The organism is Flavobacterium sp. SLB02, assembly GCF_009664855.1.
Classification (GTDB): Bacteria; Bacteroidota; Bacteroidia; order Flavobacteriales; family Flavobacteriaceae; genus Flavobacterium.
Map to the genome: position 1 here is coordinate 3,930,686 of NZ_CP045928.1, position 10,509 is coordinate 3,941,194.

The window sequence follows — 10,509 nt, forward strand, 5'->3', positions numbered from 1 at the left end:
AGTTATCCAGCAATGCCCTCATTCAACATTTACAATCCCTACTTACAGCACTTTAATTTGATTTGTTGACAGTGTAAATTCCGCCCACAAGTAAAATGACGCCCAGCCCTAAATAAAGGTATCCCTGTTGTTTACCGGATTCGTTTGACGCATTAATTTTTAGTCCTAATAAATTGATTTCTTTTGTATTATCAGCTATTTTGTTGACACTTATATACCCCACACCGAGACTAATAATAATTAGAATTATACCTATTATTTTTGATGAATTCATGTTTTTTGAATTTAATTGTTTCTCTAATTTAAGAAAAATATTTTTCAATCAGATTATAATATTCATTTTATCCTAATTGATTAGCGAAATATGGAGTAGTAAATCTATGTCTTCTTGTGGTGCTCGATTGCATCGAGGACTCTTTTTCATAAGAAGGTTTTATTATTTTGAAATTTAAACACTCAATAAAGACAAATCTTCCCAGACATCTACATAATCTCCATTTTCAGCAATCAAAAGTCTGGTTCCTGTTGGCAAGCCTAAATAAGGAATTATCAACGGACAATAATCTTCTAAATGCTCTGCATGCATTGGTTTAAAAAAGTCATCATCTTCTAAATATTCTCCTGACCAGATATACCAGCCATTTGTACCTCCTTCAATAGGAAGTCGCAATGCGTGTATTGGCATTGTTTTACTTTTTTCTTTTATATCTAAAGTGATTCCAACTTTTAGATGCATTTCACAAGATTCAAATTTAAACTCATATTTATTACAAATATCTTGTTGAATTTTTATTAAATCCATTTAGAAGTTCATTTTTTTTCAAAATTATCAATAAACCAACCTTAACAACCACGTATTTATACCTGATTATTTAAAAAGAAAACTGCTTAACAAATCGAAAATCTACTTAATAATTTAAATAAAGATGATTTGAAAAATCCTTAATACTTCCCCCAAATCCTCGTATTCAAATCCAGTTCCTGAACAATATCATGCATAAACTGAACAATCGAAAGATCATCGGTAAGTAAATCGGGCACTAGAAGCGACGTATGTATAGGCGCTTCGAAGTAATTGTTGCTTAACGGGAAAGCGATATACATTTTTGAACTTATAAACGAAAGCGAAATCGTTTCGTCGGATTTATTGTTTAGGTCCAAAATTCTTTCCATCATTGCGGGCGTTAAGATATATCTTGCCTCTATTTGATTTCTGGAATAGGTAACAAACTGATTGTCGAAATTGGTGTTTTCTAACTGTACAATTTCGGTATTTCCAAAACTAAAAACATTTTTAGAAAACCATGCACTAACCGTATTTCCAAAGCTTTTTGGGCGAACAACCGTCGAGACTGTAAAGTTCTTATTAAAATCGGCTACAAAAATAATTCCCTTAAAAATAGTATGCCATTCGGTACGGGTTCCATTTTTGGTTTGCGTTTCTGTTTTATATTCGGCGTGAACTTCGGCAAACGAGAAAGAAGTTTTATCGACCGTTCCACTTATTAAATCCTGTGTTTTATAGCGATCCGGTTCTCTTGTAAAAAGGTCAGAATCTATAAATTCATATTCCGGAAGTCCGCTTTGAGGTACAAAAGTGAGACTGTCATTGATCTTCTTTAATGCTGTTGCTACAACATTGGTTTTATATGCTGTTTTGTATTTCCTTGCATCACCATCAATCTGAAAAAGCATTACAATACCCACAATTATTGGAATCAAACTCAGTATAATGGCCACAGTCGCTGCTCCTACAAGCAAACCGCCCACGATAAGCAATGCTGCAATGCCAAATACGGTATAACAAACGGTGTAAGTCGAGGCAATTTTTTTACGGTCGACTTCTAATGTATTCAAAACCTCCTCAAAGGCCGTATTATTACTAATTTCTGAATCCATTAACTATTAAAAAGCTCTTTTGCACTGATATTTTTACGCTCTTCTTCGGCTGTTGCCAAAACTGCAATTGGGGTATAACTAAGCATTCCGGCAAATAAATTACCCGGAAACATCATAATAGCATTATTAAAATCTGTTACCACAGCATTATAAGTTCTTCTGGCAGCCGCTATTTGCTCTTCGCTTTCTGTCCAGGTAGTTTGCAAATTAGTAAAGCTTGCGTTTGCTTTTAAGTCAGGATAATTTTCAACATTTACCATTAAACCTCTTACTGTTGTACTCAATTCAGCATCAAGACTGGCTTTTTCGGTATCGCTAACAGAACCGGAAGTTGCTTTGGCACGAAGCTCAACGATTTTAGTTAAAGTACTTTGTTCATAATCTGTATATTGTTTTACGATTTCAACAAGATTCGGAATTAAATCAAAACGTTTTTTCAGCATTACATCAATTGCCGAAAAAGCATTCGTTACCTGATTTCTTTTTCCGATAAGGGAATTATAATAAAATATCCATAAAAAGATAAAGAGGATAAGGATAGGTAAAATAACAAACATGAATTTTAGTTTTAATTGGTTGAGTTCAAATATAAATAAAAAACAAAATGATTCTTTTTTATTTTTATGCGTTGACATCAATTTTACTAAAGCAAGAAAAAACACTTCGCCAGACTTTAAAAAACTTTTAGGCATCAGATTTGCTTGCAGTTTATCCTGTTTATGGCATAAAATACTGAAACCCAAATAGCGAAATTCATGATTAAACTTTCGTTTTTAAACCCATTCTCTATTTTATCACTAAACAAAAAATACAAAAAACATCACCTATTATATGAAAACCAAATAAATACCGTTCCAATTATAATTTATTAATTATTTATTATAGTCCGCTAAAAAAACTATTTTTGGTTTCTGTTAAAAAAGATTGAAATGCATAAAAATCAGCAAGTACTTTTCTCTATCCTATTTTTATTTTTCTTTGGATTAATTTCTAATGCACAGGAAAAAATAATTTACCCTAAAAACGAATTTAGAGGTGTCTGGATTGCAACGGTGGTCAACATCGACTGGCCCAAAACTGCCATTGACGGCGTTGAAAAAGAAAAAGCTGATTATCTTGAAATCTTAGATACCTATAAAAAACTCAACTATAATGCGGTAATTGTTCAGATTAGAAGTGTTGGGGATTCTTTCTATCCTTCCGAATTTGCTCCCTGGTCGCGTTTTTTAACCGGTAAGGAAGGTGTAGCTCCCAACCCGTATTACGATACATTGGCCTGGATGATTGAGGAAGCGCATAAAAGAGGTTTTGAATTTCATGCGTGGCTAAATCCATATCGTGCTACTTTCGATCTAAATAAAAATCTTTTAAGCCGCAATCACGACATTTTTAAACATCCGGAATGGATGATCGAATATGCCGGAAAATATTATTATGACCCTGCATTGCCTGAAGTTCAGGAGCATCTGACCAAAGTTGTCAAAGAAGTTGTTGATAAATACGATATCGACGCGATTCATTTTGATGATTATTTTTATCCTTATACTGTTCCTGGAAAATCTTTTAACGATTCAGCATCATACAGAAAATACGGAGCCGGCTTAAGTCTTGCCGACTGGCGTCGTGCAAATGTGAGCAGCTTTGTGCATACCATTTCAACTACGATAAAAGCCAGCAAACCCTGGGTACAATTCGGAATCAGCCCGTTTGGGGTTTGGCGCAACAAATCGATGGATCCAAAAGGTTCTGAGACGCAATCGACATCCAATTACGATGATTTATATGCAGATCCTATTTTATGGATGGACCAAAAATGGATCGATTATATCCTGCCTCAACTCTACTGGAGTATGAATAACCCAAGAGCTTCGTACTCAAAACTGGTGAAATGGTGGTCTGAAAATTCAAATAATACCGCACTTTATATTGGTCATGCAACCTATAAAATTAGAGGTGATAGCGACAAGAGCTGGAACTTTGTAAACGAAATCCCAACTCAGATTGACTTTGCCAGAAGTTTCAAAAAAGTAGGCGGAAGTGCTTATTTCAGTTCAAAATGGTTCATGGATAAAAACTTTGATGTGGTTCGTATCTTAGAAGAAAACCAATATAAATATCCAGCACTTCCTGCTCCGGTTCCTAATCTAAAACACATCGTAATTGATATTCCGGTGGTGAATGAATATCAAAAAGACAGTGTACATTATGCCTTTAATATAAAAGCTCCTCTCAATACAAAGGTGCGTTATATGGTCCTTTACGGAGGAGAAAGTACCTCGAAAATAGACATTAACGATCCAAGCAAGATAATTGACAAAATCACGGTTTATGAAAATGAAGGAACAATCCAGTTTTCTATCCCGGCCGAAAAAATGAATCAGTATAAAGCTTGCGCTGTAACATTTATTGATTATTTTGCAAACGAAAGTACCCCAACTACGATCGACCTGAAAAAGACATTTAAACTTTATACACCTGCTCAGCCTAATGAAAACAGATAATAAACCCTGGTTCTGGATTCCGCTTCTTAATTTTGCATCTGGTTTACCGTATGCGGTAATTATCTCAGTTTCTGTTATTATGTACAAAAATCTGGGAATTTCAAATGAAGATATTGGTGTCTATACCAGTTTATTATACCTGCCTTGGGTGATAAAACCTCTTTGGAGTCCATTTATAGAATTACACGGAACCAAAAGAAAATGGTTTTTATCGATGCAGCTACTTATTTCAGTCGCCTTTTTACTGGTCGGATTTACCATTCCCTCCAGTGGCTTTTTCATCATGACTCTGGCCATTTTTTGGGTGGCTGCTTTTGCTTCGGCTTCTAATGATATTGCCAGCGATGGTTTTTATTTATTGGTTTTACCCGAAGACAAACAATCTTTTTTCCTGGGTATCAGAAGTACTTTTTACAGACTCTCTTTACTTGCCGGAAACGGACTAATTGTACTTTTTGCCGGATATCTGGAGCATAAATACTCAGATAACACCAAAGCATGGTCCTACACGATGATTGCTGTTGGTTTATTAATGACTTTTATAACACTTTATAATTTCATTTTTACACCCAAAAATGAAATCAATGCTGTAGCAAATAATAAAGAAGCGCATCAGAATCAAAACTTCGCTACTGTATTTATCAGCTTTTTTAAGAAAAAACGAATCGGATTAATTTTAGCTTTTATCCTTGTTTTCAGATTAGGAGAATCTCAGTTGCTTAAAATGCTCAGTCCGTTTTTACTGGACACAAAAGAATTAGGCGGAATGGGATTAGACACCGAAGCTGTTGGAATAATCTACGGAACTTTCGGCGTTGGAGCTTTGACCCTGGGCGGAATTTTAGGCGGAATCGCTATTTCCAGACAAGGTCTTACCAAATGGATGCTTCCGATGTTCCTGACCATGCACCTGCCTATTATTGGTTTTATTCTGCTGGCTTTTTTCCATCCCACATCCATTTATTATATTTATGCCGTGGTAATTTTAGAACAATTTGGCTATGGTTTTGGCTTTACAGCTTTTATGATGTATTTAATTCATGTGGCTGAAGGCGAATCAAAAACATCGCACTACGCAATTGCAACTGGTTTTATGGCATTAGGAATGATGCTTCCGGGAATGCTCAGTGGTTATATTCAGAAATATTTAGGCTATGATAACTTCTTTATTTGGGTTCTTCTGGCTACAATACCGGGTTTAATTCTTTCCCGATTTTTAGAGTTTCCAAAAGATTTCGGTAAAAAAACACAATAACAGCTATACCTATAACGCCCATGGAAATCAATGAAAACATCCAGGTTGAACGAAACCTGAAAGCAATTGAATTGGAAAAAGCAGGAGAAATTGAGAAAGCAATTGCGTTATACGAAGAAAACATTAGCGAAGGTTTTAAAGGAAATCATCCTTATGACCGACTGGCAACAATCTACAAAAACCAACTTGATCTGGACAATGAGATCAGGGTTTTAGAAAAAGCCATTATCATTTACGAAGAAATCACTCTCGAGGACCGGTTAGAAGGTTTGCCTAAACTCTTCCGTTTCAAAAACCGACTCGAAAAAGCCTTGCATACCAAAACCCAGCTTGCCAAACAAAAGAAAAGCAAGCTGAAATAAAGAATAATTTTTACCGCATTTTATCATGACCAGCTTAAAAAGAACCAACTCTGACGATATCGATTTTATAAATCTGGTAGTCTTATTAGACAAGGACTTAGCGATCAGAGACGGAGAAGATCACGCCTTTTACAATCAGTTTAATAAAACTGACGCGATAAAACATGTTATCGTTTTTTACGAAAATGATATTGCTGTGGGTTGCGGCGCTTTTCGGGAGAAAAAAGAAGATACCGTCGAAATCAAACGAATGTATGTGCATCCTGATCATCGTAAAAAAGGTATTGCTTCTGCAGTTTTAGCAGCATTAGAAATTTGGTCGAAAGAAGTAGGTTACACCTATACTATTCTCGAAACCGGAAAAAACCAGCCCGAAGCCATCAACTTATATCAAAAACTAAATTATACCATAATTCCAAATTATCCGCCTTATGAAAACATGGATAACAGTGTCTGTATGAAAAAGACTTTATAATAATGAAAATGACAGCTCAAGCATTAAGACAAAAAGTGGGACAATTCTTTTTTCCCGCAGTTTTTATAAACGATACCGAAGAAAACATTCAGCAAACCGAACGTTTAATCGCAGCACACAACATTGGCGGATTGACTTTTTTTCACAGCCGTGCCAGTGCTGCAACAAATTACGAAAGCAAGAAAAAAATCATTTTTAATGATGATAGTTATCAAAAAATAAAAGACCTGATTGTTCGCTACCAAAAAGCCGCTTCCACTCCACTTTTAATCAGTATCGATGCCGAATGGGGATTGGCCATGCGCATCGAAAAAACACCGCAATATCCGTACGCCATTACGCTTGGCGCTTTGCCTGAGAGTAAATCCAATTTAGTTTATGAAGTTGGAAAACAAATTGGTTTAGACCTGAAAGCTGCCGGAATTCATTATAATTTATCGCCTTTGGCAGACATTAACAATAACCCCAACAATCCTGTTATTGGTTATCGTTCTTTTGGTGAAAACAAAGAAAAAGTCGCTGATTTTTCGATAGAATATCTAAACGGAATGTCCGAAGCTGGCGTTTTAGGCTGCCTGAAACACTTTCCAGGACATGGAAACACCAATGTCGATTCGCATTTGGGGCTACCTGTTTTAAATGAAACCCTTGAAGAATTACTAGAAAATGAATTGTATCCTTTCATTAAAGGAATCCAAAATAATGTCGATTCTATAATGATAGGCCATCTTGCCGTTCCGAGTTTAAACGATGGAAAAAATACATCGGCAACCTTATCAAAACCTATTATCGAGACGCTTTTGCGCGAGCAATTGGGTTACGACGGCCTGATAATTTCTGATGCGCTCAACATGCACAGTGTTTCTAAATTATACCAGACCAAAGGAGAACTGGAATGGGAAGCTTTCAACGCAGGAAATGATGTTTTATGTTTTGCAGAAAATGTTCCCGAAGGAATTGAAGCTATCCTTAAAAATGCTTCACCGCAGCGTATCGAAGAGAGCTTTAACAGAATCATGAAAGCCAAAGAAAAAGTGGGAATCCTCTCTGATAACAATTTTACTTCAGGAGCATTAGATTTCGAGAAAACATCAGTATTAAATCTTGAAATTGCGCAATATTCGATCACAAAAATTATCGATAACCAGAATACTCAATTAGCTTTCGAAGAACAAAAAAACAATCAATTAGCAAAATTGAGTTTATATAAAGGTGTAGAGAATACTTTTTTTCAAACCTTAAATTCAAAATTAGAATCTCCTGAATTTGCTTTTGAAAGCTTAGAAACTTCAGATGCCAAATCAATTGCAGCTAGTTTAGAGAATTTCCAAACCATTATTATTTCCTTATTTGTTCCAAAAGCAAAACCTATGAACAATTTCGAAATCGACGACGAAGTTTTAGAATTGCTTTCAAGCTTATTGCAAGGTAAAAAATGTATCGTTTACGTTTTCGGAAATCCGTATGTATTGCCTATTATTCCTTATTTAACAAAGGCTTCAGGATTAATTCAGGTCTATCAGGATTTTAATGAATTCCAAAAAAATGCAGCAATTCAATTTCTTGAAAATTTAACTTGCAATGGAAAATTACCTGTAAATATTGACCTGCAATAAGTTACAAAACCAAAACCCAGTTCAATAGTCAAATACTATCAATCTATAAATATTTATAATCACTTCTTATTGCTTCAACATGCACTTATAACCTACTTTTGCACCAGAAATAAATTTTTTAACGTTAAAACGAAAAATATGTCTTTAGTAGGAAAAAAATTCCCAAGTATTGCAGTAGATGCTATCTCAGAGATGGGCGATAATTTAAAAATCAACATCTTTGAAGAAGCAGTAAACAACAACAAAAAAGTATTATTGTTCTGGTACCCAAAAGATTTTACTTTTGTATGCCCAACTGAATTACACGCCTTTCAAGCTGCATTACCAGAATTTGAAAAAAGAAATACAATCGTAATTGGAGCTTCATGCGACACAAACGAAGTGCACTTTGCTTGGTTGAACACTCCAAAAAACAATGGTGGAATCGAGGGTGTAACTTACCCAATCCTGGCAGATACAAATCGTAACTTATCTAACATTTTAGGAATTTTAGATATTGATTCTACAGAATACAGCGAAGAAACTGACTCAGTGATCATCGAAGGTTCAAACGTAACTTACAGAGCTACTTACCTTATTGACGAAACTGGAAAAATCTTCCACGAAAGTGTAAACGATATGCCATTAGGTCGTAACGTAAACGAATACTTACGTATGGTTGATGCTTATACTCATATCCAGGAAAAAGGAGAAGTTTGTCCTGCAAACTGGGAAGCTGGAAAAGAAGCAATGAGCGCAGACAGAATCAGTACAGCTGAATACTTAAGCGCAAACTAAGAAATAGAATACCACATTTTTTTAAAATTCCAAATCCCTGAGGATTTGGAGTTTTTTTCTCACAACAATCCAATCACATTTCAAACCTTATTTTTTTAAGTTTCAATCTTACGATTTGGAATTTGAAATTTATAATCCTGGAATTTCATTAAAAAAATAACCTTCAAATTTAAAAATTTCAGCTCCAACCCTAAAATTTGGAATTTGGAATTTACAAAAATTTGGAATTTAAATTTAAAAGATATGTTAATCGACTTAAACGAAGATACATTAGCAGATTTAGTTGCTAAAAACGAAAAAGTAGTAGTACAATATTCAGCTTCATGGTGTGGAAATTGTCGTATTATGAAACCAAAATTCAAAAAATTAGCAACAGAGAATGAAGCTATCACTTTTGTTTTGGTTGATGCTGAGAATTCTCCGGAATCAAGAAAATTAGCCAATGTAAGCAACCTGCCAACATTCGCCACTTTTGTAAACGGAAAATTAGTTGGAGAAACTCAAACCAACAAACAAGAAGTTTTAATCGACTTGGTAAACGCAATTGCATAAACAGATCATTAGATTTTTAGACTATTAGATTTTTTGAATCTTATCTAAAAATCCAATAATCGAGTAATCTAAAAATCCAGAAAAAATGAAATTACCCGTAATAAAGCAGTTAACTCAATTTATTGAAGAAAACGATCAGGATTATATCATTGAAACGATCGAAGTTCTGGAGGCAATGACTGAAATTCCTTCTCTAAAAGATGAAGAATTAGATGTAATTGGCGAACTAATATCCAATATGTATGGTGCACTCGAAGTACACAAAATGGTAGTTCAGGGCACAGATAAAAAAGAAGCTCTAAATGCGTTCATGAAACGTGTTTTAGGCTCTATCGATAAATAATCGAGCACTACAAATTAAAAAAACATGACTTAAGAAACGCTTTCATTCCAAGGGAGCGTTTTTTTTTATTTTCAGTTTTCACAATCATCTGGGCGAGCTATCCGTGTTTTCGCAAAGCCAATCAGTATGATCCGCATTTCATAGATACATAAAGATAAATCGTAACATTTGTAACATAAATACACATATTATTCGTTATCTTATAACTAGCTTAATTGTCATGACAACAGCTAACAAATACTTTTAGATTCAAATATTAATCCTTACTTTTGAACCTCATTAATTTAAACAAACATCATGGCTTCAATAACATTAGGAGGAAATCCTATCCATACTTCAGGTGAATTACCAACAGTTGGTTCTCAACTAGCTGATTTCAAATTAGTACAAAACGATTTATCTGTTGCTTCGTTGAGTAACTTTGCAGGAAAAAAATTAGTTTTAAACATTTTCCCAAGTGTTGATACAGGAACTTGCGCGACATCTGTTAGAAAATTCAACGAAAGCGCAAGCGGTTTAGAAAACACAACTGTATTATGCATCTCAAGAGATTTGCCATTTGCTCAAAAACGTTTTTGTGGAGCTGAGGGACTTGAAAATGTAGTAAACTTATCTGATTTTCAAGCAGGAACTTTTGGTAAAGCAAACGGTCTGGAAATCCTAGACGGACCACTAGCGGGTTTACACTCAAGAGCAATTATTGTTGTTGATGAAAACGGAAAAATTACT

Annotated in this window: 13 protein-coding genes; 9 read left to right on the forward strand and 4 right to left on the reverse strand. The window is 34.7% G+C overall.

The genetic code is table 11. The features are described 5' to 3' along the window. Nucleotides 1-52: 52 nt before the first annotated feature. The 4 genes from GIY83_RS14400 to GIY83_RS14415 form a co-directional block, all read right to left on the reverse strand. Nucleotides 53-274 (reverse strand): hypothetical protein, encoded by a 222-nt coding sequence (locus GIY83_RS14400; protein WP_208682034.1) that lies wholly within the window; start codon nt 272-274, stop codon nt 53-55. 174 nt (nt 275-448) lie between these two features. Next, a complete protein-coding gene (locus GIY83_RS14405) occupies nt 449-802 on the reverse strand; it encodes a hypothetical protein (RefSeq protein ID WP_208682035.1) in 354 nt (117 codons plus the stop codon). Nucleotides 803-942: 140 nt separating this feature from the next. Continuing rightward, a complete protein-coding gene (locus GIY83_RS14410; RefSeq protein ID WP_208682037.1) occupies nt 943-1,899 on the reverse strand; it encodes a DUF3137 domain-containing protein in 957 nt (318 codons plus the stop codon). Next, nucleotides 1,899-2,456, reverse strand: a complete 558-nt coding sequence (locus tag GIY83_RS14415) for a LemA family protein (protein ID WP_194616349.1) — start codon at nt 2,454-2,456, stop codon at nt 1,899-1,901. The genes GIY83_RS14410 and GIY83_RS14415 overlap by 1 nt, the downstream gene beginning before the upstream one ends. Before the next feature lie 372 nt (nt 2,457-2,828). Here GIY83_RS14415 and GIY83_RS14420 point away from each other — a divergent pair, with 372 nt between their 5' ends. The 9 genes from GIY83_RS14420 to tpx form a co-directional block, all read left to right on the forward strand. Beyond that, nucleotides 2,829-4,400, forward strand: a complete 1,572-nt coding sequence (locus GIY83_RS14420; protein ID WP_194616348.1) for a glycoside hydrolase family 10 protein — start codon at nt 2,829-2,831, stop codon at nt 4,398-4,400. Further along, entirely contained in the window at nt 4,387-5,655 is a 1,269-nt protein-coding gene (locus GIY83_RS14425) for an MFS transporter (protein WP_208682040.1), read from the forward strand. Before GIY83_RS14420 ends, GIY83_RS14425 begins: the two co-directional genes overlap by 14 nt. A gap of 20 nt (nt 5,656-5,675) precedes the next feature. Next, nucleotides 5,676-6,017 carry a hypothetical protein gene (locus tag GIY83_RS14430; protein WP_208682042.1) on the forward strand — a complete coding sequence of 114 codons (342 nt, stop codon included), beginning with the start codon at nt 5,676-5,678 and terminating at the stop codon, nt 6,015-6,017. Between the two features lie 25 nt (nt 6,018-6,042). Then, complete coding sequence (locus GIY83_RS14435) at nt 6,043-6,492, forward strand: GNAT family N-acetyltransferase (protein ID WP_208682044.1); 450 nt, start codon at nt 6,043-6,045, stop codon at nt 6,490-6,492. Between the two features lie 8 nt (nt 6,493-6,500). Beyond that, nucleotides 6,501-8,108 (forward strand): glycoside hydrolase family 3 protein, encoded by a 1,608-nt coding sequence (locus GIY83_RS14440; RefSeq protein ID WP_370514210.1) that lies wholly within the window; start codon nt 6,501-6,503, stop codon nt 8,106-8,108. A 138-nt stretch (nt 8,109-8,246) separates the two neighbouring features. Then, nucleotides 8,247-8,885: a peroxiredoxin gene (locus tag GIY83_RS14445; protein ID WP_065450690.1), complete on the forward strand. Its 639-nt coding sequence runs from the start codon at nt 8,247-8,249 to the stop codon at nt 8,883-8,885. Nucleotides 8,886-9,128: 243 nt separating this feature from the next. Further along, nucleotides 9,129-9,437 (forward strand): co-chaperone YbbN, encoded by a 309-nt coding sequence (locus GIY83_RS14450; RefSeq protein WP_041519142.1) that lies wholly within the window; start codon nt 9,129-9,131, stop codon nt 9,435-9,437. An 85-nt stretch (nt 9,438-9,522) separates the two neighbouring features. After that, nucleotides 9,523-9,780, forward strand: a complete 258-nt coding sequence (locus tag GIY83_RS14455; RefSeq protein WP_017495510.1) for a hypothetical protein — start codon at nt 9,523-9,525, stop codon at nt 9,778-9,780. A gap of 297 nt (nt 9,781-10,077) precedes the next feature. Further along, the coding region (gene tpx, locus GIY83_RS14460; protein WP_208682049.1) for a thiol peroxidase at nt 10,078-10,509 on the forward strand (432 nt) is incomplete at its 3' end.